24 protein-coding genes and 1 tRNA gene are annotated in these 17,860 nt (G+C 66.3%); 15 read left to right on the top strand and 10 right to left on the bottom strand.

The annotated features are described in order from the left end of the window. Positions 1-26: 26 nt before the first annotated feature. Both P2T60_RS16540 and P2T60_RS16535 read left to right on the top strand, forming a co-directional pair. Complete coding sequence (locus tag P2T60_RS16540) at positions 27-470, top strand: DUF2391 family protein (RefSeq protein WP_276280337.1); 444 nt, start codon at positions 27-29, stop codon at positions 468-470. A gap of 81 nt (positions 471-551) precedes the next feature. Then, positions 552-1,139 (top strand): DUF7090 family protein, encoded by a 588-nt coding sequence (locus P2T60_RS16535; RefSeq protein WP_276280336.1) that lies wholly within the window; start codon positions 552-554, stop codon positions 1,137-1,139. 543 nt (positions 1,140-1,682) lie between these two features. Here the strand turns inward: P2T60_RS16535 and P2T60_RS16530 are convergent. Next, positions 1,683-1,795 (bottom strand) — tRNA-Lys (locus tag P2T60_RS16530). A 260-nt stretch (positions 1,796-2,055) separates the two neighbouring features. Between P2T60_RS16530 and P2T60_RS16525 the strand changes: the two genes are divergently transcribed. Next, positions 2,056-3,345, top strand: a complete 1,290-nt coding sequence (locus P2T60_RS16525) for a M20/M25/M40 family metallo-hydrolase (RefSeq protein ID WP_276280335.1) — start codon at positions 2,056-2,058, stop codon at positions 3,343-3,345. A 15-nt stretch (positions 3,346-3,360) separates the two neighbouring features. On the opposite strand, the gene P2T60_RS16520 is transcribed toward P2T60_RS16525, so the two are convergent. After that, positions 3,361-4,029 carry a DUF7119 family protein gene (locus P2T60_RS16520; RefSeq protein ID WP_276280334.1) on the bottom strand — a complete coding sequence of 223 codons (669 nt, stop codon included), beginning with the start codon at positions 4,027-4,029 and terminating at the stop codon, positions 3,361-3,363. Between the two features lie 160 nt (positions 4,030-4,189). Here P2T60_RS16520 and P2T60_RS16515 point away from each other — a divergent pair, with 160 nt between their 5' ends. Both P2T60_RS16515 and P2T60_RS16510 read left to right on the top strand, forming a co-directional pair. Next, the gene (locus tag P2T60_RS16515; RefSeq protein ID WP_276280333.1) at positions 4,190-4,336 is read left to right on the top strand and encodes a hypothetical protein; all 147 of its coding nucleotides are present in this window, start codon (positions 4,190-4,192) and stop codon (positions 4,334-4,336) included. A gap of 67 nt (positions 4,337-4,403) precedes the next feature. Next, positions 4,404-5,387 (top strand): oxidoreductase, encoded by a 984-nt coding sequence (locus tag P2T60_RS16510; RefSeq protein ID WP_276280332.1) that lies wholly within the window; start codon positions 4,404-4,406, stop codon positions 5,385-5,387. An 11-nt stretch (positions 5,388-5,398) separates the two neighbouring features. On the opposite strand, the gene P2T60_RS16505 is transcribed toward P2T60_RS16510, so the two are convergent. Then, positions 5,399-5,680, bottom strand: coding sequence for a DUF7964 domain-containing protein (locus tag P2T60_RS16505; protein ID WP_276280331.1), 282 nt, complete (start codon positions 5,678-5,680; stop codon positions 5,399-5,401). Between the two features lie 101 nt (positions 5,681-5,781). Between P2T60_RS16505 and P2T60_RS16500 the strand changes: the two genes are divergently transcribed. From P2T60_RS16500 to P2T60_RS16490, 3 genes are all read left to right on the top strand, one after another. Next, complete coding sequence (locus P2T60_RS16500) at positions 5,782-6,891, top strand: S1C family serine protease (protein ID WP_276280330.1); 1,110 nt, start codon at positions 5,782-5,784, stop codon at positions 6,889-6,891. Positions 6,892-6,953: 62 nt separating this feature from the next. Next, positions 6,954-7,844, top strand: a complete 891-nt coding sequence (locus P2T60_RS16495) for an NAD(P)H-binding protein (RefSeq protein WP_276280329.1) — start codon at positions 6,954-6,956, stop codon at positions 7,842-7,844. Continuing rightward, positions 7,841-8,578, top strand: coding sequence for a DUF7530 family protein (locus P2T60_RS16490; protein WP_276280328.1), 738 nt, complete (start codon positions 7,841-7,843; stop codon positions 8,576-8,578). Before P2T60_RS16495 ends, P2T60_RS16490 begins: the two co-directional genes overlap by 4 nt. 3 nt (positions 8,579-8,581) lie before the next feature. Here the strand turns inward: P2T60_RS16490 and P2T60_RS16485 are convergent, their stop codons facing one another. Both P2T60_RS16485 and P2T60_RS16480 read right to left on the bottom strand, forming a co-directional pair. Continuing rightward, positions 8,582-9,622, bottom strand: coding sequence for an NAD(P)/FAD-dependent oxidoreductase (locus P2T60_RS16485; protein WP_276280327.1), 1,041 nt, complete (start codon positions 9,620-9,622; stop codon positions 8,582-8,584). Positions 9,623-10,099: 477 nt separating this feature from the next. Then, a complete protein-coding gene (locus tag P2T60_RS16480) occupies positions 10,100-11,323 on the bottom strand; it encodes a sodium:calcium antiporter (protein ID WP_276280326.1) in 1,224 nt (407 codons plus the stop codon). Positions 11,324-11,349: 26 nt separating this feature from the next. Between P2T60_RS16480 and P2T60_RS16475 the strand changes: the two genes are divergently transcribed. Next, positions 11,350-11,961 carry a GNAT family N-acetyltransferase gene (locus P2T60_RS16475; protein WP_276280325.1) on the top strand — a complete coding sequence of 204 codons (612 nt, stop codon included), beginning with the start codon at positions 11,350-11,352 and terminating at the stop codon, positions 11,959-11,961. On the opposite strand, the gene P2T60_RS16470 is transcribed toward P2T60_RS16475, so the two are convergent. Continuing rightward, positions 11,962-12,465, bottom strand: a complete 504-nt coding sequence (locus tag P2T60_RS16470; RefSeq protein WP_276280324.1) for a TrpY family transcription regulator — start codon at positions 12,463-12,465, stop codon at positions 11,962-11,964. 420 nt (positions 12,466-12,885) lie between these two features. Here P2T60_RS16470 and P2T60_RS16465 point away from each other — a divergent pair, with 420 nt between their 5' ends. Next, positions 12,886-13,167: a hypothetical protein gene (locus P2T60_RS16465; protein ID WP_276280323.1), complete on the top strand. Its 282-nt coding sequence runs from the start codon at positions 12,886-12,888 to the stop codon at positions 13,165-13,167. A gap of 173 nt (positions 13,168-13,340) precedes the next feature. Here P2T60_RS16465 and hisB read toward each other — a convergent pair whose 3' ends face one another. After that, positions 13,341-13,928: an imidazoleglycerol-phosphate dehydratase HisB gene (gene hisB / locus P2T60_RS16460; RefSeq protein ID WP_276282225.1), complete on the bottom strand. Its 588-nt coding sequence runs from the start codon at positions 13,926-13,928 to the stop codon at positions 13,341-13,343. A 121-nt stretch (positions 13,929-14,049) separates the two neighbouring features. Between hisB and P2T60_RS16455 the strand changes: the two genes are divergently transcribed. Continuing rightward, positions 14,050-14,229: a hypothetical protein gene (locus P2T60_RS16455; protein WP_276280322.1), complete on the top strand. Its 180-nt coding sequence runs from the start codon at positions 14,050-14,052 to the stop codon at positions 14,227-14,229. Here P2T60_RS16455 and hisA read toward each other — a convergent pair. Then, positions 14,226-14,948 carry a 1-(5-phosphoribosyl)-5-[(5-phosphoribosylamino)methylideneamino]imidazole-4-carboxamide isomerase gene (gene hisA / locus P2T60_RS16450; protein WP_276280321.1) on the bottom strand — a complete coding sequence of 241 codons (723 nt, stop codon included), beginning with the start codon at positions 14,946-14,948 and terminating at the stop codon, positions 14,226-14,228. The two genes, P2T60_RS16455 and hisA, sit on opposite strands and share 4 nt — an antisense overlap. 68 nt (positions 14,949-15,016) lie before the next feature. Here hisA and P2T60_RS16445 point away from each other — a divergent pair, with 68 nt between their 5' ends. Further along, on the top strand, positions 15,017-15,424 hold the full coding sequence (locus P2T60_RS16445; protein WP_276280320.1) for a DUF7994 family protein: 408 nt from the start codon (positions 15,017-15,019) through the stop codon (positions 15,422-15,424). A gap of 15 nt (positions 15,425-15,439) precedes the next feature. Here the strand turns inward: P2T60_RS16445 and P2T60_RS16440 are convergent, their stop codons facing one another. Beyond that, positions 15,440-15,829 carry a PIN domain-containing protein gene (locus P2T60_RS16440; protein WP_276280319.1) on the bottom strand — a complete coding sequence of 130 codons (390 nt, stop codon included), beginning with the start codon at positions 15,827-15,829 and terminating at the stop codon, positions 15,440-15,442. Continuing rightward, entirely contained in the window at positions 15,826-16,092 is a 267-nt protein-coding gene (locus P2T60_RS16435) for an antitoxin VapB family protein (protein ID WP_276280318.1), read from the bottom strand. Before P2T60_RS16435 ends, P2T60_RS16440 begins: the two co-directional genes overlap by 4 nt. 159 nt (positions 16,093-16,251) lie before the next feature. On the opposite strand from P2T60_RS16435, the gene serB reads away from it, so the two are divergent. The 3 genes from serB (at position 16,252) to P2T60_RS16420 (ending at position 17,824) form a co-directional block, all read left to right on the top strand. Beyond that, positions 16,252-16,890 carry a phosphoserine phosphatase SerB gene (gene serB / locus P2T60_RS16430; protein WP_276280317.1) on the top strand — a complete coding sequence of 213 codons (639 nt, stop codon included), beginning with the start codon at positions 16,252-16,254 and terminating at the stop codon, positions 16,888-16,890. Between the two features lie 168 nt (positions 16,891-17,058). Beyond that, positions 17,059-17,304: a hypothetical protein gene (locus tag P2T60_RS16425; RefSeq protein WP_276280316.1), complete on the top strand. Its 246-nt coding sequence runs from the start codon at positions 17,059-17,061 to the stop codon at positions 17,302-17,304. Position 17,305: 1 nt separating this feature from the next. Continuing rightward, positions 17,306-17,824 carry an Hsp20/alpha crystallin family protein gene (locus P2T60_RS16420; protein ID WP_276280315.1) on the top strand — a complete coding sequence of 173 codons (519 nt, stop codon included), beginning with the start codon at positions 17,306-17,308 and terminating at the stop codon, positions 17,822-17,824. Positions 17,825-17,860 lie beyond the last annotated feature (36 nt).

Below are 17,860 nucleotides of genomic sequence, written 5' to 3'. Positions count from 1 at the left end.
TACCCTCGCGGTGTGTCACGTCGCCTATGGTCGGACCGAAGAAGCGCTTCGCGCTCGCTGACACCGCCCAGCAGGTGGTCGGCGGGTTCCTGCTCGCGGGACCGTTCGTCGTCACCGAGGAGGTGTGGGTGCTGGCGAGTCACATGGAACTCTTTCAGGGGGTGTTGACGGTTCTCATCGTCTTCCTCATCGGTTACGGGGCGCTCTACAAGGCTGACGACGACCGGGACCCCGACCGCGAGTCGGAGGTGGCCGGAGTCCCCTCGCGGTTCATCTCGCTGATGGTGGTCTCGTTCGGGTCCGTGGCGATTCTGGCGCTGGTGTTCGACGCACCGGAGACGTTCCTCGCGGAGACGACGTACGTCGGCGGCGAACCCACGATGGAGACCGTCGCCATCACGCTCCGGGCCATCAGCGTCGGGGCCATCTTCAGCGTGGTCGGGGCGGCCACCGCCGACAGCGTGTTCTGAGTCAGGGGTTCCGCGACGGGTGTGTTTCTCACACGCGTCTGACCCGCATTCTTAAGTCGTCGCCACGTATTACCAGTGGATATGGATTATCGACTTGCCATCGAAAACGCCCCCGAGACGGTACCCGGTGGCACGGGTATCCTGCTGCTGCATCCGAGTACCGGTGAGACAGACCGAATCGACACCGACTTTCTGAAGACCGACACCGACCACTTCCTCGTCATCTCGACCCGAACCACCGCGCGAGAAGTCAAACAGAAACTCAGCCACTACGACGTAGACGAGAGCAAGGCCGAGATTCTGGACACCCTGAGCATCGAACGCGGCTACTCGCGCCGAAGCACCGAGAACGTCCACTACGTCTCCTCGCCCGACGACTTGGAGGGCATTCTGGACGTGACGCGGAACTTCCTCGAAGATACCGACGGCAAGCGCCGAATCAGTCTCGACTCCATCACCGAGATGGCCTACTACGCCGACGAGTCCCGCGTTCGGGACGTGGTGCGCCAGATTCTGGGCCTCCTGCGTGAACACGACGCGGTTGGCCTGTTCCACCTCTCGAAGGGCGTCCACGACGAGGAACACGTCGAGAAGTTCATGGGCCTGTTCGACGCCATCGTCGATTTGGACCGCGACGGCGACGTGAACACCGACTTCGAGAGCGTCTGAGGCGCCCTCCTTCCCGACTCTTCTCCTGAAACCGAGGTGAGAGCCACCTCTTTCGACGGAACAGCGCGCCAGTCTCGACTTTCGACCCGGCGCGCGCGAGCAACGCGCGCGAGGGACGAAGTAGAGCGACCGCAGGGAGCGAACGAGGAGGGTGGGGAGGACGAGGGCCGTGCAGTTGCGGTCCTGATTGGCGTCGGGAGTAGCTAGCTTCGTTGTTCCTTTTCGTCGGCGCAGTAGTGTCCCGAATGGTTCAACTCGTAACTGACGGACTAGAAAACACAGACTCGTCTATCGAGTCGTCGCTTCGCTCCTCACCTTCGTTCGTCGCAGAAGCGGGCTGGAAGGGATTTGAACCGGAGCAAGACGTTCCTGCTCACTTCGTTGTCGCCGAAAATCGGAGATTTTCGGGATGACGAGAGCGTTGCTCTCGAACCACGCGGGCGTGCGACTTGCAGGGTTCGAATCCTTTTAGCATCGTACTTTGCGACTCGCGGAGTGGCGAGCGCACGAGGCGCTCGCCGTGTTGCTCGTCGCAAAAGATAGCGGGCTGGAAGGGATTTGAACCCCTGGCCGTCTGGTGTCTTCCACGACCATCCGGAATCTCCGGGTGTGTCGTGCTAAAAGCCAGACGCTCTGCCTAACTGAGCTACCAGCCCTCGATTCACAGATAGCACCGGGCGTAGTTAAACGTTTACTATTTCTCGGACGGCGTCCCGTCGTTGTGTTCCCGTCGTCGAGGAACAACTCGGTCCGTGTAGAAGAGCTAATACAAATAAAATACCTTGTCTAGAACAATAGAACACTATTTAGGCAAATAATAAGACACGTTTAGAACATCTAATTATGTCTCGACACCACAGCCTACCCCTCGACGAGTGACGCAAGTTTTACCGTCGCGTCCTCAGTCGAAACGGTCATGAACGACTTCGCCAGCGAACGCGACGCCGACCTCCGGGAGTTCGCGGAGGGTCTCCTGCGATTCGACACCACCGAAGAGAACGAAGCGCCCGCCCAAGCCTTCGTCCGGGAGCGATTGGACGAACTCGGCTTCGAGACCTACGAGTGGGTCGCCGACGCCGAGGAGTTGGCCGACCACCCCTCGTTTCCCGACGACCCCGGCGAGATTCCGGTCGAAGACCGGCCGAGCGTCGGCGGCGTCCTCGAATTCGGCGACCCGGACGCCGGGCCGACGCTCGTGTTGAACGGCCACGTAGACGTGGTGCCGGTCGCCCGCGAGTCGTGGTCGAGCGACCCCTTCGACCCGACGTGGCGCGACGAGGGCGACGAGGAGACCCTCACGGCCCGCGGCGCGGCCGACATGAAGTCCGGACTCGCGGCCTGCGTCTTCGCGGCGAAGCACCTCCACGAGAGCGCGGCCGACGGTTCGGTTCCGGAGGTCCGGGGACTCGACGGGCGGGTCGTGGTCGAGAGCGTCGTCGGCGAGGAGGCGGGCGGCGTCGGCGCGGCCGCCGCCGCCCGCTCGAACCCCTACCCGTTCGAGCGAGACGCCGCGATAATCGCCGAACCCACCGAACTCCGGCCAATCACGGCCTCCGAGGGGAGTCTGATGAAGCGCCTGCGACTCACGGGGCGGTCGGCCCACGCCGCCACGCGGTGGCGCGGCGTGGACGTACTCCCCTCCTTCGAGCAGATTCGCCGGGCGTTCAGGGACCTCGAAACCGAGCGCGGCGAGTCGGTGACTCACCCCCTCTACGACCGGTTTCCGGTGCCGTGGCCCGTGGTCGTCGGGCGCGTCGAGGCGGGCGACTGGGCGTCGTCGGTCCCCGCGGAGTTGACCGCGGAGCTTCGAATCGGGGTCGCGCCGGGCGAGACGGTCGCGGAAGTCGAGGAAGTCTTCGACCGGCGACTCGCCCAGCTCGTCGCCGACGACGAGTGGTTGGCCGACCACCCGCCGGAGTTCGAGCGGTTCTCGGTCCAGTTCGAGCCGTCGGAAATCGACGCCGACGAACCGGTCGTGACGGCGGTCCAGCGCGCGATGGAGGCCAACGGACTCGCCGAGACCGACCCCCGCGGCGCGACCTACGGCGCAGACGCCCGCCACTACATCGACGCCGGAGTCCCGACGGTGATGTTCGGGCCGGGGAGCATCGAACAGGCCCACTTCCCGGACGAGACGATTGTGTGGTCGGAGGTGCTGACCGCTGGCGAGGTGCTTTCGGACGCCGCGAGGGAGTTTTTGGCGTAGCGAGCGCGCAGTCGCTCAGGAGAACTGCTCGTCCAGCGCCTCGGTGACGACCTGTTCGGGCGGTTTGCCCTCCATCGCCGCGGTGCGCCGGAGTTCCCGGTACACGTCGGTCGGGAGCGACAGGGTGAGTTCGCCCGGCGTCACGCCGTGGTCGGCCAGCGCCTCCTCGACGGGCGTGCCGCCGTTGACCGTGCTGGCGACCGACCGGACTTCCCGGACCGTCAGGTCGCCGTCCAGCACGGCCCACGCGAGTTGGAACCTGTCCTCCCCGCTGACCCGGGCGATGTGCTTGGCGGCGGTCGGTGCGACGTGACCCATGGCGACGTACCGCCGGATGGACTGGGGCAGGTCGTGGACCCGCGCCCACTTCCGGATGAACGCCACCGTCACGTTCCCTCCCGCACGCTCGGCGGCGGCCTTGTACGAGCCTTCGCCGCGCACGAGCGCCGCGCACGCGGCCGCGCCTCGGAGCATGAACACGTTGTCCTCGCCGCCCGCGGTGTTGTCGGCGAACCGCGCGACGACATCGGCGGCCTCCGCGACGCTCTCGGGGTCGTTCGGGTCGAACGCCTTGGCTTGCTGGGCGTCCTGCCCGGTGACGGTCGCATCGCCGCGAACGACTGGTTGGCCGACCGGCGACTCGCGGTCGGTCGGCGGTGCCTCGTCCCCTCGCTCTTCGCTCATCGGTCGAACGGTGGGTCTCGGTGGTCAAAAAGCCGCGGGTCCGATTTCGGGCGAGTGAGCCGCCGAGAACTCGGCGCTCCGTTCGGGCGAAATCGCCAGACGGCGAATAGGTCAGACCTCGGCGATAACTGCTTTCCACGTCGCCAGCGTCGTGACTCCAGTGAGAATCTTCAGCCGACTCGTCGAGCGGCGCCGAGAGAACGACGGGAAAAAGTACGTCTGCACGCTCTGTGGCGCGACGTTCGACGAGCGTGCGGTGGTCGTGTGTCCGAAGTGCCGCGGGTTCGTCGTGACACAGGACGACTAGACCCGGAACCGCGAGCGGCATTGCGACCGGCGATGGCTTTCAGTGTCTCGCGTGCGAAGGAAGCCCCATGGCTCGAACCCGGACCGGCGAGTGGTCGGCGACGGCGATGCCCGAGATGGACGACCGAACCGTCGTCGTCACGGGCGCGAACAGCGGTCTCGGCTACGAGGCGACCCGCGCGTTCGCCCGGAAAGGCGCGCACGTCGTCATGGCCTGCCGGAGCGACGAGCGCGGCGAGGACGCCAAACGACGAATCCGCAACGAGGAGACTCGCGGGGGCCACCGCGGGTCGCTCGAAGTGGCCGAACTCGACCTCGCTGACCTCGATTCGGTCCGGTCGTTCGCCGACGAGTTCCGAGAGACCCACGACGAACTTCACGTCCTCTGTAACAACGCTGGCGTGATGGCGATTCCCCGGCGCGAGACCGCAGACGGCTTCGAGATGCAGTTCGGCGTCAACCACCTCGGCCACTTCGCGCTGACGGGCCTGCTCCTCGAACCCCTGCGCGAGACGCCGGGCGAGACGCGGGTCGTGACCCAGAGCAGTGGCGTCCACGAGCGAGGAGACATCGACTTCGCGGACCTCCAGCACGAACAGTCCTACGACGAGTGGGAGGCCTACGCCCAGAGCAAACTGGCGAACGTGCTGTTCGCCTACGAACTCCAGCGCCGCCTCGACGCCGCGAGCGCGGACGCCGGGGTTGCGAGCGTGGCGTGTCACCCCGGCTACGCCGCCACGAACCTCCAGCGCCGGGGTCCCGAAATGCGGGGTTCGACCGTCCGGCTCTGGGCGATGAAGGCCGCGAACGCGCTACTCGCTCAGTCGGCCGAGGACGGCGCGCTCCCGATGCTGTACGCCGCGACCGCACCGGAAATCGAGGGCGGGGAGTACGTCGGTCCCGGCGGTCTGTTGAACATGCGTGGGTCTCCGGCGGTCCAGCAGTCGAGCGACTCGTCCTACGACCGGGCGCGCGCCGAGCGACTCTGGTCGGTCTCCGAGGAGTCGACGGGCGTGAGCTACGGCCTCGAAGCGAAGACGACCGCGGAGTGAAGCGCACCGAGTCAGAAGTCCAGAATCTCCTCGCCGCGTTCGCGCTTCTCGGCGTCGGTCATCCCCTCGGCGTCGAACGACCCCTGCGGGACCCACCCGTCGAGTTCGTACAGCAGGACGTGAGCGGTGCCGTCGGTCTGGAGCATCCACGCGTTCACCATGTTGCGCCGCTCCTTCTTGCCGGTTCGGAGGGCGTGGACCCACTCGACGGACTCGCTGTCGCCGAGGTCCTCCATCTCCGACCGCTTCATCGCTCGGTCCGGTAGCGACTCCAAGACGCTCGATTCGGACATGGGAGGCGGTTGACGGGCCGTCACAAAAAGGGTCGCTATTCGGAGCGAGTCGCACCGACAGGCCCCCACTTTCTTGGCCGTTCCGCCCGTTTCGGTGTTCGATGCGCCGACAGACACGCTTGCTCGTGGGAGTGTTGGTACTCGCACTCCTCGGAACGGGACCGGTGGGGGCGGTCCAAGCGGGGCCGACGAAACCGGTCGAAAGCGGAGAACCAAGCGCCGAGACGCCCGCGGCGATGCAGGACGCCTGCGACTACGAGTCGCTGTACGACGAGACGATACGGTCGGTCGTCACGGTGCAGGTGCTGACCGCGAACGGGCAAGGACTCGGGTCGGGGTTCGTCTACGACGACGAGGGCCACGTCGTCACGAACCAACACGTCGTCGCCAACGCCTCGACCGTCGAAATCCAGTTCAACCGCGGCGAGTGGCGCACGGCCGAAGTCGTCGGCCGGGACGCCTACAGTGACCTCGCGGTGCTGGACGTGAACGACACGCCCGACTACGCCGACCCGTTGAACCTCGAACCGGTGGTTCCCGACCCCGGTCAACCGGTCGCGGCGTTCGGGAGTCCGCTGGGCCTGTCTGGGACCATCACGAACGGCATCGTCAGCGGGACGAACCGGTCGCTCCCGGCGGGCGGCCCGCAGGGACCCCAGTTCGCCATCCCGAACTCCATCCAGACGACCGCGGCCATCAATCCGGGCAATAGCGGCGGACCGCTGGTCGATTGCGAGGGACGGGTCGTCGCGGTCAACACCGCGACTCTCTCGGGGAGCGAGAACACCGGGTTCGCGGTCCCGGCGAGTCAGGTCGAGCGCGTGGTCCCGTCGCTGATAGCAAACGGGTCGTTCGCACACTCGTTCCTCGGCATCACGTCGGTCGACGTGTCGCCCATCGTCGCGGACGCCAACGGCCTGAACGTCACCCGCGGCGTCCTCGTCCGGCAGGTCGTCCCGGATTCGCCCGCCGACGGGGTGCTCCGCGGCGACCGGGGGACCGAGCGCGTCCGCGGAATCGAGGTTCCGGTCGGCGGCGACGTGATTCTGGCTATCGACGGCGAGAACGTCAGTTCGGGCGAGGACCTCTCTAGCTACCTCACCCGGACCCGACCCGGCGAGACGGTGACGCTGACGGTTCTCCGGAACGGCGAGCGCAGACGCGTCGAAGTCGAACTCGACGAGCGACCGCCGCCGGGCGAGGAGTTGTAATCCGAGAACCCGTTCTTTTCGGCCGCCGACAGTTATGGTCGCTCGGTCCGAAATAGTGGAAAATGCGCGTGTTGGTAACTGGTGCGACCGGGTTCGTCGGCGGCCACCTCGTCCCGGCACTGGTGGAAGCGGGCCACGAAGTGGTCGCGCTCGTCAGGGACGCGAGCCGGTACGACGCCCCCGACGGCGTGTCCGTCGTGGAGGCCGACCTGTTGGACCGCGAGAGTATGGAGGGAGTCTTCGAGGGCGTGGACGCGGCGTACTACCTCGTCCACTCGATGCAGACCGACGGGGACTTCGCGCAACGCGACCGACTCGCGGCCCGGAACTTCGTGGCGGCGGCACGCGGGTCCGACCTCGGGCGGGTGGTCTACCTCGGCGGACTCGGCGAGACCGGCGACGTGCTGTCCGAACACCTCCAGTCCCGGCGGGAAGTCGAGACGATTCTGACGGAGGGTGCGGAGTTCGAGTTGACGACGCTCCGGGCCGCAATCGTCGTCGGCGACGGGAGTGCGAGTTTCCGGATGGTACGCGAGTTAGTGTCGAAACTCCCCGTGATGGTCGCGCCGCGGTGGGTTGACAACGAGTGCCAGCCAATCGCCATCGCCGACGTGGTTGGCTACCTCGTCGGCGTCCTCGACGTTCCGGAGACGGCGGGCGAGACCTACGAAATCGGCGGTCCCGAGGTGCTGACCTACGCCGAGATGATGCGCCGGACCGGTCGGGTGATGGGGAGCGAGCCGACTATCCTCTCGGTTCCGGTCCTGACGCCGAATCTCTCGGCGTACTGGGTGGATTTGGTGACCGACGTTCCCAAGTCAATCGCGCATCCGCTCATCGCGGGCCTGAAGAATCCCGTCGTCGCCGACGACGAGCGCATCCGCGAGTTAGTGGCGGTCGAGTTGACGCCGTTCGACGTGGCCGTAGAGCGCGCGCTGGCGGGTGAGGAATGACCGGCGGCGACGTGAACCGAGGTGGCTCGCCTCCGGGCGACTCGAAGTACGGCGAGACGTGGGTCTACGAGAGCATCGTCGGCGCGATTCCCGGCCTGTCGCTTTCCCAACCGGTCGCGGTCGGCGTCCAGTTCGCGCTGTTCGAAGGGTTGATTCTGGCGTTCGCGGTGGTGTACGACCTCTGGAGCGCGGTGCCCGCCGGGACCGCCGCGGTGGGGGTCGCGGCCGCCGGAAGCTATCTGATGCTGGCGCTTGGCGAGGAGATTCGACGGCTTCGGACCCCTCGGGCGTACCGGCGACTGCTCTTCTCGTCGAGCATCGAGGTGGTCCTTGGGGTGCTGTCGTTCGTCGCGTTGTTGACCTACCTGTTCGCGGTCGATACCCGGAGCGGCCGGGTGGCACTGCTCGCGCTTCTGCTCGGCGAGTCGCCGCCAGCGCCCGCGGTCTACCTCACCCTGCTGGTGCTGTGGGACCTCTGCTACCGCATCGGCACGGGGTGGTGGGCGAGTCTGACGGGACTCTGGCGGACCCTCCGGTACGGCGACCGGTTCGACGCGCAGGCCCGGGCGCGACTGCTCCGCATCGACCTGCTGACCGTCGGGTTCGCGGTGGTCCAACTCGTGTTGGTGCCGTTCGTCTGGGGTCGGACGCTGTTGGTCGCGGCCATCGTCGGCCACGTCGCGGCGGTGACGCTGGTCTCGGGGGCGTCGATGCTCCTGCTCCGACGGTCCTGAGCCTCAGAGCGCGTCGGCGACTCGCTCGCCGGTCTCTAGCCCCGACCGAAGCGCGGCGTGAATCCGGCCCTCGCCGACCACCCAGTCGCCCGCGAAGAAGAGGTCGGCCTCGGTACCCCTGCGTAGGGTCTCGCGGTCGGCCCCGGCGTCCGGGAGCGCGTCCCGCCAGCGAATCACGTCGGCCCAGTCGAACTGGTAGCGGTCCGGGTCGTCCAGCAGTTCGGCGGCGCGGTCGGCGGCCGCGACTGCGATTTCGTCGTTTCCCTCCTCGTAGCGTTCTCGTGACCAGTCGGGCGAGGGTTGGACGACGAGTAGACTCTCGCCGTCGGGGACGTGGCCGGGCTTGCACTCCTCGCGGGAGACCCACCCGATGTCGTGGTCCTTGTCGGCGTTCACGAGGGCGTAGTAGGGCGGGTCCGCGCGGTAGGGGTAGTGGAGCGCGACCGACAGCAGGGTCCGGTAGGGCACGCTGGCCGCGGCGTCCACGAGGTCCCCGCAGAGCGGGTCGTCCCAGTCGCTCCCGTCGAGGAGGTAGGCCGTCGTCGGCGCGGGCGGCGTCAGGACGAGGGCGTCCGCGTGGAAGTCGTCGGAAGCGGTCCCGACGCGCCACCGAGCGTCTCGGGACTCGGTGGCGCTCTCGCGGGCGAGGGTCTCGACTTCGGCATCGGTCCTGACGGACGCGCCGCTGGCCTCGCGGAGTCGCTGGCCGAGGGTCGCCAGTCCCTCGCGGTAGGTCCATTTGCGCGCGTCGTCGCCTTTGCCCTCCGAAATCTCGCCGTCGGCGTCGAAGGTCCAGACCGGACCCTCGGTGTCTACGAGTCCGTCGGCGAGTTCCTCGCCGACGAGAGCGGCGACTCGCGGGTCGTCGTCCTTGAGGTAGTTCGCGCCCGCGTCGTAGACGCACCCGTCGTGTCGGCGGGTCGCGGCCCGGCCGCCGACCGACTCGCGGCGCTCGAAGACGGTGACTTCGGCGTCTGCCTCGCGGAGCGCGTACGCAGTCCCGAGTCCGGCCACGCCCGCGCCCACGACGGCGATTCGGGTCATGGTGGAACCGTGGGAGTCCGACGGGAAAAGGGTACTTGCCTCGGGACGGCGAGCTTCGCTCCCGGACGCCCGGAAAATCCGCCGGGCGGTGGCGCAGTCGACCGGTCGGCGCGTAGCGAAGTCCTCACAGTCCACGGGACGCGCCGGGGGCGCGCGGAATCGCGCGCCCCCGGCGGGGAGGTTCGGGGCGCGGTGGCGGTGCGGTGGTGGTGGTCGTTGCGGGTGCGGTGGTCGTTGCGGGTACAGTGGTCGTTGTGGGTCCGGTGGTGGTAGTTGCGGGTGCGGTGGTCGTTGCGGGTGCGGTGGTGGTAGTTGTGGGGGCAGTCGGCGAGTTCGGTGGCGGTTACGGGTGCGGTGGCGGCACAGTGGCGCTCCCGTCTCCCGTGACGTAAGCAGTATATAGATGCCCTAAGAATAGAAATACAATTCATAGAAAAATAAAAAGATTGCTTTAGGGCAGGAAATCAGTGTTCTCGGCTACCCGCCGAGCGGAACGCCGCCGAACGCGACCAGCGCGACCACCCAGTAGACGACGTAGCACCCGGCGAGCAGGACGCCGTGCCACCGCTTTAGTCGGCCGCCGTGGAGGAAGTACGCCGCGAGCGCGGTCAGGGCGACCACCGCCGGGAGGTGAAACGCGAGGACCGACCGGGAGATTCGGAGGTCGCTCAGGAACACGATGACCCCGACGTTGCCCGTCAGCGAGAAGAGGACGCTCCCGACGACGTTGCCGACGCCGATTTCGGGGACGCCGCGCCGGACCGGTTCGAGGGTCAACAGCACGTCCTCGAAGGTGAGAATCGCGGTCAGCACCGTCGCGCCGAAGACGGTTCCCCCGATGCCGAACTCCCCGACGGCGACTTCCGCGCCCGCCTCCAGTAACATCGACGCGACGACGACACCGGCCAGCGCGAGGACCGCGAGCGCGACCCAAATCCACCCCGCCGCGCGGCGACCCGCGACGAAGCGGTCCTCGGGGATTTCGCCGACCGTCGCGGGAACGTCGAGGCCGCCGTCCGAGCGCACCGTCGCGCCGAGGTCGGTGTTCCGGAAGACGGGCGTGTCGCGCTGGGATTCGCGGACGAGGAGGTAGCCGAACGAGAGGGCGAACACCCCGACCAGCGCGAGACCGTGGACGAACGTCAGCGTCCCGACGAGGACGAACGGGACCAGCGCGACCGGTGCGAGCGCGAACAACACAACGTAGTCGGTCGGCAAATCGACCGCGAACGGTCGGACGATTGCGGCGAGAGCGAGCGTGACGCCGACGATTGCCAGACTCGTCCCGAGCGCGGTCCCGAGTGCCGCTCCTTCGAGGTCCCCCGCCGAGAGGACCAGCGCGAGAACGGTATCGTCGAACTCGACGCCCGTGAAGAGAATGGCGAGCGCGAACAGCGAGAGGCGGAGACCGAGCGCCGCCCGCGTGAGGTAGCCGACGAGTCGCTCGACGCAAGCCGTCAACAGGAGTCCGCCAGCGACGAGGAGCAGTATCGCGCCGACCATCCCGTGACCCTCTGCGAACCCCGTAATCAGCCCCTCTACACCGCCCTCGCTCGCTTCCTCGCCGCCGTCATCTCCGGCGTGACCGTTCACTACTCCGCGATTCTCGTCGGTCCCCTGCGCAACGACCGGCGCGACGGGTATCGCCGCGACGACCAGCACGACCAACAGGAGACCGACACCGACCCGACGACGTGACACGCGTCTCTCACACGACGCGAAGCCTCATGTACCCTCGAATCCGCGTAGCCGAGTTCGTTGAAGAGTTCTACACGGGAGACGAGAGCAGACGAGGAAGCGACGAGGGACGACCGAGGCGGAACGACCCCCGACCGCTTTTGCCCGTGCCGGTCCTCGCGTCGGACATGCCTGCGGACCTCCGACTGCGCCGGTACGAACCCGGCGACGATGACAGAATACTGACGCTGGAGCGCGAAGCACTCGAAGCAGTGGACGCCCGACCCGACGACGAGGACTGGACCGACGACCTACGCGCCATCGAAACGACGTATCTCGACGCGGGCGGCGAGTTCCTCGTCGGCGAACTCGACGGCGAAATCGTCGCCACGGGCGGCCTGAAGCGCATCGACGCCGACACCGCGGAAATCACCCGGATGCGGGTGGACCCCGACCACCACCGCCGGGGGTTCGGGCAAGCCGTGCTGGTCGAACTCGAAGCGGCCGCCAAGACGCTCGACTACGACGAACTCGCGCTCGAAACCACCGCCCGCCAGCAGGCCGCGCAGGGACTCTACGAGAAACACGGCTACGAGCGCACCGACGCCCGCGAGCGCGGCCGGTTCGAGGTGCTGACCTACCGGAAGTCGCTCGGCGAGTAGCTACTTCAGTTCGAGTTTCCGCACGAAGTCGAGGTTCTTGAGTTCGTTCAGCACGTCGCCGGGCACGTCGTCGTCGGTGACGAGATACAGTCGCGGTTCGTCGGTGAACTCCGGGTCCTCGCTGACGGTCTGGCGAATCGAGATGTCGTTCTCCGCGAGCAGTCCCGTCACCGTCGCCACGATGCCGGGTTGGTCGGCGTCGCTCACGTCGATGGTCAGGACGTTCAAATCGAGGACGGGCGCGAGGTCCATCAGACTCGGAATCGAGGAGATGTTCTGGAAGATGCGCCGGAGGTCCTCGTCGGCGAGGATGGCGTCGGTGGTCGAGTCCACGACCCGGCGGTCAACGTCGATTTCCCGAGCGATTTGGGTGTTCGGAATCTCGATGCCCCCGGAGACGACCCGCCCCTCGTCGCTGACCGAGAAGCCCCGTTCGAGCAGGAGTCTGATGACGGCCTGCTGGGAGGGACTCCCCTCGAACTTCTGCATAATCTCGTCGAACATCTATTGGCTCGGTATGGGACGGCGAAGGGTTTAGTGGTGTTGTTGTTCGGCGTTTGGCCGACGTTACGTGCGTAACAGCTCTCCTCCACCTCGACGTACGCCACAGGAACGGCTCAAGTCTGTCGCCGGTCATAAATGACCCCTCCCTCGGAGCGGTCAACCCGCACCGCACATCACCGCGAACCATCCCCTCCCCAACCGATTGCGCTTCTCGGCCTCCGCTTCGCTCCGGTCTGTGATGCTCATCCCTCGCACGAGGATGGCGCGAGATGAACTCGCGCCAGCGCGCGCCGACTGCGAAGGTAGAGCCTTGCGTTCGCCGGACGAACGTTTAAATCGGATAACGAAGGAACCGACGACCACGAGGAGCGAACGAATGGACCGAGACCCCTCGAACGACGCCCGGCGAGACAGTCCGGAGTGGAACCGGAACCAGTTCCCGGCGTGAGCGTGAGCGAGGAGTACGTGGCGGAGTTCCAACGAGCGTCGTGGACCGAGCGCGAGTGGAACGAATGGATGTTGCGTGAGTACAGCAATTGGCTTTCGGAGGCAAACGAGATGGTCCGCGGTGAAACACGGGTTCTGTTTTACGCGAAAGCTCTGCTCGGAGCGGGACTGGTCCTGCTCATGTTGGGCGTCGCATCGGGAATCGTCGGCTTTACTGACCCTATCACCGCTTTCGGAGTGGCGACACCGACGTAGCGAACGCACTTACGCTTAAGTGAGATAGCGAATCTAGATTAGATATGGGAAAGTCGCCGAAAACGGGTCGGGAGTTGGAACCGCAACGAGGCCGGAAAGGACCGAAAATATTCGCTCGCATCGTTCGTTACTTCGGAAAAGACGACGACTGACCTCGCTATCGCACCGTCAGCCTATAACTGCCCCTTCGTACTCGCAACGTCGCTCCGCCGCTCGTCAATCCGAGTAGCATCATCTAGCGCCCGCGCCAGCGACTTGAACATCGCCTCGATTTCGTGGTGAGCGTTCTCGCCGGAAACCTCGACGTGAAGGGTCAGGCCCGCGTTCGTCGCCAGCGAGCGCATGAAGTGCTTGGCCATGTGGCTGGTCATGTCGCCGACGGTGGCTTGGGAAAACTCGCCGTCGAACTCGAAGAGGGGCCGCCCGCTCACGTCCACGACGACGCCCGCGACTGCCTCGTCCAGCGGAACTTTCCGGTCGGCGAAGCGCACGATGCCCCGCTTGTCGCCCAGCGCCTCTTCGAGGGCCTCGCCGAGGGTGATGGCCACGTCCTCTACGGTGTGGTGGTCGTCGATTTCGAGGTCCCCGTCGCACCGGACCGTCAGGTCGAACAGGCCGTGTTTGGCGAAGCTTTCGAGCATGTGGTCGAAGAATCCCACGCCCGTCTCGACGGTGGCGTCGCCGTCGCCGTCCACGTCGAGGGTCACGTCGATGTCCGTCTCCGCGGTTTCGCGCGTCACCGCGGCGGTTCGGTCGCTCATGTCCGAGGATTGGCCCGGAGATACAAGGCCGTTGTCCTCCCCGAGCGCGGCGTCGGCGGACATCCGACAGTCGTCTGATGAAGTTATATCACCGACTTCGTTGTATCCGAAGTCGGGAGTCATGTCGAAGAAGGACGTTTTGGGTGCGCTCGCCGCACTTACGGGAGGACTGCTGTCGGTCGGTAAGGGAGCGATACTCGGCGTGGCGCTGGTCGCCGTCGGCGCGTACGTGTTCGCGGCGACGAGAACGAGACCGACTCGGGATAATCTGACCGCAGTGGTCGGAAACCTCGCCAACTAAATCGACTTCGCTTCTTCGAGCGTGAACTCGCCTTCGTAGAGCGCGGTGCCGACGACCACCGCCGCGGCCCCCGCCTCGCGGAGCGCGCGCACGTCCGCGAGCGTGGCGACGCCGCCCGACGCCACGACCGGAATATCGACGGCCTTGACCACCTCGCGCACGCGGTCAGTTTGAACGCCCGCGAGTTGGCCCTCCACGTCAACGTCGGTGAACAGAATCGCGCCAGCGCCCAACTCCTCGTAGCGCGCGGCGGCCTCCGCCGGGTCGAGTCCCGTGCCTTCGGTCCATCCCGAGACGACGACTTCGCCGTCCTTGGCGTCGAGACTGACCGTCACGGAACCGGGGTACTCCGCCGAAATCTCTTCGACGATTTCGGGATTCTCGACCGCCGCGGTCCCGAGAATCACGCGGTCCACGCCGCGGTCGAGCAGGTCCGTCGCGTCCGCGACGGTCCGGATGCCTCCCCCTAACTGCACGTCCACGTCCACCGCGTCGAGGATGGCGTCCACGGCCTCGGCGTTGGCGCGTTCGCCCTCGAACGCGCCGTCCAAGTCCACGAGATGGAGAGTCTCGGCGCCCTGTTCGACCCACTGCTCGGCCGCCGCCACGGGGTCGCCGTAGGTCTTCTCGGTGCCGCGTTCGCCCGCGACCAACTGGACGACTTCGCCGTCCTGCATGTCCACCGCGGGGACGACTTCGAACTCGGGGAAGTGTGTCATCGGACGGTCGTAGGACGAGTAGCGTTAAAGGCCCACTCTTTTAGTGCCTTTCCGGCGAACGAACCGACGTGAAACAGTCCCGCTTCCGGTACCTCGGCGCGTTCGACTTGCTCCTCGTCGCGGCGTTCGTCGCCGTCTTCGGCGTCCGTGCGCTCACGGCGAGCGTCGTCGTCCCAGCGATGGCGCTCGCTGGCGTCTCCGCAATCGTCGCGGGAAGCGTCGCTGAAGTGTCGGTCGGTCCGCTGGCGCTCTCGTGGCGTCACTTCGTCGGCGCGACGTACGCGCTCTTCGGCCTGCTCCTGCCCGGTAGCTACCTGTCGAGCGTGGTTTCGGGCACCGCGAGTCGGGCGGAACTCGCGCTGTTCGCCGTCGCGTCGGTCGGTGCGCTCTCGTTACTGTTCTACGGGTACGACGTGGTTCGGGGCGGCGAACACTTCGAGGTCGAACCGGACGTAGAGACCGTCGTAGGTCGGTAGGAATCGTCCGCCCAGTTAGTGGTCGCGGTAGTTCTCTACGTCGAGACCATCGACCTTCTCGAAGTCACCGTCGGCGGTGACGAGCGGTACGTCGAACGCTCTCGCAGTCCCCGCGATGTAGGTGTCGGTCGCGTTGATTTTCTCTCCGCGCGCGCTGAGCGTGGCGCGAATCTCGGCGGTTTCGACCGCGGCCTCGTCGGTGAACGGGACCGCACGGACCCATCCGTACTTCGCTTTCGCTTCTTCGCGGGTCAGGTCCGTCGTCCGAAACAGTCCAGTGTACATCTCCGAGAGAACGACAGTCGGTGCGCCGAAAATCGTGTCATCGTTTCGACCGAGGTAGTCCGCGGCGGCTCGTTCTCCCTGCGCATAGCCGACGAGAACCGAGGCGTCGAGCAGTTTCATCCGTCGGCGTCCCCGTCGAAAGCGTCGAAGATTTCGCGCTGGCGTGCTGTCGCGTCGGCGTCGAACCGCTCGCGTTCGGCTTCGACGGCCTCGGCGAACTCCTCGCCGACTTCGCCGTCGAGGAATCCGAAGTTCGTCCGCCAGTCGCCCTCGGCGTCTTCGAGGAGTCGCTCGATAGTGTCCGAGAAGCTCTCGTCGCCCTGCTTGTGGGCTTTGAGGTGTTTGTAGACCTCTTCTCGGATGCCGATGTTCTTCGTCGCCATTTCGTTTGTGTTTGTGTTTGCGTACGAGATAAGCGTTGTCCCGTCTCGCGCTCGCCCGCACTTGCGCTCTCGCCCGCACTTGCGCTCTCGCTCGCACTCGCTCCCGCAACACCCGCATCTATCGGTCGTTTCAAGCCCCCGGCATCCGAATCCCCTGCCATGACGCTGGTAGCGTTCGACTTCGACGGGACGCTCTCGGACTCGGAGATGACGGTTCTGCTCGGCGAGCGACGGGGAGTCGCCGACGAGATGGCCGACATCACCGAGCGAGCGATGAACGACGAGATTAGCTACGCCAAGAGCCTCCGGGACCGGGCCGCTCTGCTGGAAGGTCTGCCGGACGCGAAGGCCGAGGAAGCCTTCGACGACGTGTACCTCCGACCCGACGCCGCGACGGTGATTCGGGAACTCAACGAGGCGGGCGTGACCACGGCGGTCCTGACCGGCGGGTTCGAGCGCGGCGTCGAGGTGGCGCTGGAACGCGAGGGCGTCTCGGTGGACACCATCGTCGCCAACCGCCTCCCGGTCGAGGACGGCGAACTCACCGGCGAAGTCGAGGGTCCGCTCATCGAGGGGACGAAAGACGACGCGCTCGAACGACTCGCCGGGGAGCGCGAAATCGCCATGAGCGACACCATCGCGGTCGGCGACGGCGCGAACGACCTCCCGATGCTGGAAGTCGCGGGTCTCGCGGTCGGTTTCCTCCCGAAGTCCGCGGTCCGGCCCGCCTGCGACACGGTAGTCGCCACGATGGAGAAACTCCGCGACCTGTTCGAGGAAGAGGGACTGCTGGACTGACGCCGCGCCCGACCCACCAACCGACAGGACGCGCCCGACCCACCAACCGACAGGACGCGCTCGGCCCACCAACCGACAGGGGTGGATAAAGGGGCCGCCCGCTCGCGGCCGCAGGCCTGTGGTCGTCTCAGCGACCCCTATCCGAGACGAGCGAAGCGAGTCGAGGATATGTCGCTGAGCGACCGCGAGCGGGTGGGGGCTTTCGAGAAAGTCATCGTAGTTCTCGTTCCTGCGGTGCGTAGCGAGCGGGCGGGGGCTTTCGAGGAAGTCACCGTAGTTCTAGTTCCTGTGGAGGCTATTCGAAGCGAGCGACCACAGAATCCATCTTCCAAAACGCCCGATTTCGGCCGCGTGATAGCACGTATCCTACTATCTTTATCTCTTCACCGAGCCTATAGGAAGATGGTGAAGTAGAATGGCTCGATACGACCCCTTCGAAGAGATGGACCGAATGTTCGAACAACTCCGCACCCGCGTATGGGCCCCCGAACGGTCGCTCGGCACTGACCGGTCGCTCGGCACTGACCGGTCGCTCAACGCTGGTCGGTCGCTCGGCGGCGAACTCGGGACGCCCGCCCGCGAGCGCGGGGGCGTCAGCATGGACCTCAAGAAGCACGGCGAGAAGTTCGTCTTCGTCGCCGACCTGCCGGGATTCGAACGCGAAGACATCGACCTCACGTTCGAGGAAGGCGTGTTGACCCTCGACGCCGCCAGCGAGATGCGCGAGGAGACCAGCGACGAGGAAGGCGACATCGCCCTCCGCGGCGAAATCGCCCGCTCGCGCCGGGTCGCAGAGCGCGTGACGATTCCCGAGGCAATCGTCGAGGACGAGATTACGGCCTCGTACCGCAACGGCGTGCTGGAGGTCCACCTGCCGCGTGTCGAACCCGAGGCGGACGCCGACGGCGGGAAGAAAATCGACATCGGCAAGTAAGCGTTCTTTTTCGACGCGCGCGTCGTGGACGGACAC

This window comes from Halorussus caseinilyticus, from assembly GCF_029338395.1.
Taxonomy (GTDB): Archaea; Halobacteriota; Halobacteria; order Halobacteriales; family Haladaptataceae; genus Halorussus; species Halorussus caseinilyticus.
This window is presented reverse-complemented; position numbering and strand designations above follow the sequence as displayed.

What these genes read in the sequence shown, in the direction of transcription:
- P2T60_RS16505 (WP_276280331.1), bottom strand. Translation starts at nt 5,680, where the DNA reads ATGTCCGAATCGAGCGTCTTGGAGTCGCTACCGGACCGAGCGATGAAG.
- P2T60_RS16475 (WP_276280325.1), top strand. Translation starts at nt 11,350, where the DNA reads ATGTACCCTCGAATCCGCGTAGCCGAGTTCGTTGAAGAGTTCTACACG.
- P2T60_RS16520 (WP_276280334.1), bottom strand. Translation starts at nt 4,029, where the DNA reads ATGAGCGAAGAGCGAGGGGACGAGGCACCGCCGACCGACCGCGAGTCG.
- P2T60_RS16485 (WP_276280327.1), bottom strand. Translation starts at nt 9,622, where the DNA reads ATGACCCGAATCGCCGTCGTGGGCGCGGGCGTGGCCGGACTCGGGACT.
- P2T60_RS16440 (WP_276280319.1), bottom strand. Translation starts at nt 15,829, where the DNA reads ATGAAACTGCTCGACGCCTCGGTTCTCGTCGGCTATGCGCAGGGAGAA.
- P2T60_RS16525 (WP_276280335.1), top strand. Translation starts at nt 2,056, where the DNA reads ATGAACGACTTCGCCAGCGAACGCGACGCCGACCTCCGGGAGTTCGCG.
- P2T60_RS16420 (WP_276280315.1), top strand. Translation starts at nt 17,306, where the DNA reads ATGGCTCGATACGACCCCTTCGAAGAGATGGACCGAATGTTCGAACAA.
- P2T60_RS16535 (WP_276280336.1), top strand. Translation starts at nt 552, where the DNA reads ATGGATTATCGACTTGCCATCGAAAACGCCCCCGAGACGGTACCCGGT.
- P2T60_RS16425 (WP_276280316.1), top strand. Translation starts at nt 17,059, where the DNA reads ATGTCGCTGAGCGACCGCGAGCGGGTGGGGGCTTTCGAGAAAGTCATC.
- P2T60_RS16495 (WP_276280329.1), top strand. Translation starts at nt 6,954, where the DNA reads ATGCGCGTGTTGGTAACTGGTGCGACCGGGTTCGTCGGCGGCCACCTC.
- hisB (WP_276282225.1), bottom strand. Translation starts at nt 13,928, where the DNA reads ATGAGCGACCGAACCGCCGCGGTGACGCGCGAAACCGCGGAGACGGAC.
- serB (WP_276280317.1), top strand. Translation starts at nt 16,252, where the DNA reads ATGACGCTGGTAGCGTTCGACTTCGACGGGACGCTCTCGGACTCGGAG.
- P2T60_RS16435 (WP_276280318.1), bottom strand. Translation starts at nt 16,092, where the DNA reads ATGGCGACGAAGAACATCGGCATCCGAGAAGAGGTCTACAAACACCTC.
- P2T60_RS16470 (WP_276280324.1), bottom strand. Translation starts at nt 12,465, where the DNA reads ATGTTCGACGAGATTATGCAGAAGTTCGAGGGGAGTCCCTCCCAGCAG.
- P2T60_RS16455 (WP_276280322.1), top strand. Translation starts at nt 14,050, where the DNA reads ATGTCGAAGAAGGACGTTTTGGGTGCGCTCGCCGCACTTACGGGAGGA.
- hisA (WP_276280321.1), bottom strand. Translation starts at nt 14,948, where the DNA reads ATGACACACTTCCCCGAGTTCGAAGTCGTCCCCGCGGTGGACATGCAG.
- P2T60_RS16500 (WP_276280330.1), top strand. Translation starts at nt 5,782, where the DNA reads ATGCGCCGACAGACACGCTTGCTCGTGGGAGTGTTGGTACTCGCACTC.
- P2T60_RS16540 (WP_276280337.1), top strand. Translation starts at nt 27, where the DNA reads ATGGTCGGACCGAAGAAGCGCTTCGCGCTCGCTGACACCGCCCAGCAG.
- P2T60_RS16510 (WP_276280332.1), top strand. Translation starts at nt 4,404, where the DNA reads ATGGCTCGAACCCGGACCGGCGAGTGGTCGGCGACGGCGATGCCCGAG.
- P2T60_RS16490 (WP_276280328.1), top strand. Translation starts at nt 7,841, where the DNA reads ATGACCGGCGGCGACGTGAACCGAGGTGGCTCGCCTCCGGGCGACTCG.